This window comes from Microcystis sp. M53603_WE2 (genome assembly GCF_030065435.1).
The window spans coordinates 1-1,594 of record NZ_JASJFF010000581.1; the positions used below are offsets into that span (position 1 = coordinate 1).

General features: G+C 46.3%; 2 protein-coding genes and 1 pseudogene. 2 read left to right on the forward strand and 1 reads right to left on the reverse strand.

What is annotated here, in order from left to right; translation table 11 throughout:
* The coding region (locus PX481_RS12200; protein ID WP_288094651.1) for a Uma2 family endonuclease at positions 1-276 on the forward strand (276 nt) is incomplete at its 5' end.
* Between the two features lie 37 nt (positions 277-313).
* On the opposite strand, the pseudogene PX481_RS12205 reads toward PX481_RS12200, so the two are convergent.
* A pseudogene (locus PX481_RS12205) lies at positions 314-448 on the reverse strand (recombinase family protein); the annotation flags it as partial.
* Positions 449-838: 390 nt separating this feature from the next.
* On the opposite strand from PX481_RS12205, the gene PX481_RS12210 reads away from it, so the two are divergent.
* The coding region (locus PX481_RS12210) for a chloride channel protein (protein WP_288094652.1) at positions 839-1,594 on the forward strand (756 nt) is incomplete at its 3' end.

Genomic DNA, 1,594 nt, shown 5'->3' on the forward strand with positions numbered 1-1,594 from the left:
AAACATCCTGATTTAGTGATTGAGGTGGTTGTTAGTAGTGGAGGAATTAATAAACTGGAAGCATACAAACGGTTACAAATTCCTGAAGTTTGGTTTTGGACGAATGATGAGTTATTGTTTTATAGTTTAGGAAATGAGGGATATGAAGCTGTTAGTAAATCGCAACTTTTACCGAGTTTAGATGTAGGTTTATTGATGCGTTGTATTAATACAGAAAATCATGCTCAAGCACTGCGGGAATTTAGAGCAGGGATAAAAATTATTGAACCAACATAATTGGGGTCAACTAGAATTTTGGCTAATTGTTGGCGATTATCCCACTGCCTACTTCTTCGACAACTTTGTAGATTTTGTGGCCTCTAGCAACAGCATAATCTTTTAATCGGTCAGCTTGTCTATCTAGATTGTCTTTATTTTCGGCGCTGGAAACTCTTGCATAAGTGCCAGCTATCAAGTCGGGTTTTGAATGGTTGTCATCCGTTATGATAATTGTACCAGAAGGCAATTGATAGCCTGTTAAATTCCCTTGTTTCCACCACCTCCAAGCCGTTCGATAACTTATTCCTGTTTTTTTTGCCTAGTCTGATAGTTTCCTGTCCACATATTGCCATGCTTGACTATATCTGATTATATTTCTCTTGAAACTTTAAAATACCCTCCGCTCAAAGACAGGGACAACCTTTGATCCTAGCCCATCGATAGAAAAACTACTATTAGGGCCACTGGTAGCAACAAGGTGAACGGTGACAGAACTTAACGGCCTATGATTAAAGAAACGAGGAATCAGAACCCTAAATAAATCCTCGCTCCGCCATTGCCTTGATTCTCCCTGATAATTATGGGACTTTTTGCCCGTCACCAAAACCTCCGTCAGTGGTTTAAATCCCAACACTTCGGACGTAGCGCAACCGATAGTCGCTATGCTTTACTGGTAGCCTGTTTAATCGGAATTCTCTCCGCCCTTGCCGCTATTATCCTGAAATTGGGTATCGGTTGGTTAGGTGGTTGGCGGGTGCATCTAGTAGCCAATTCCTCTCCTTTCCTAGTTTTGCCCCTCGGCGGTTTTCTGCTCGGTTACAGTGCCGGTTGGATTGTCGAACACTTCTCCCCCGCGGCCGCCGGGGGTGGTATTCCCCAAGTAAAAGCGGCCTTAGCTAAATATCCTTTGCCCCTGTCTTGGCGGGTCGCCCTAGTAAAAATGATCGGGGCGATCCTGATCCTTGGCGGTGGTTTAACCCTTGGTCGTCGCGCCCCTACGGTACACATCGGAGCAGCCCTAGCGGCCCAATTAAGCGTCTGGCTGCCCACCAGTCCCGATCACCGTCGTCAGATGATCGCAGCCGGGGCAGCCGCGGGGTTAGCCGCCGGTTTTACTACTCCCATCGCCGGCGTCCTCTTTGTGATCGAGGAATTAATGCGCGATGTCTCCAGTATGACCCTAGAAACGGCGATTGTGGCTTCCTTTACCGGGGCCGTGGTTTCGATGATGCTGCAGAATACCCCCTCGATCATCACTGAATATGCCAATATTAGCTTCTCTGCCCAAGAAATACCCATTTATTGCCTTTTGGGGGTTTTAGCGGGCTTATTGGGG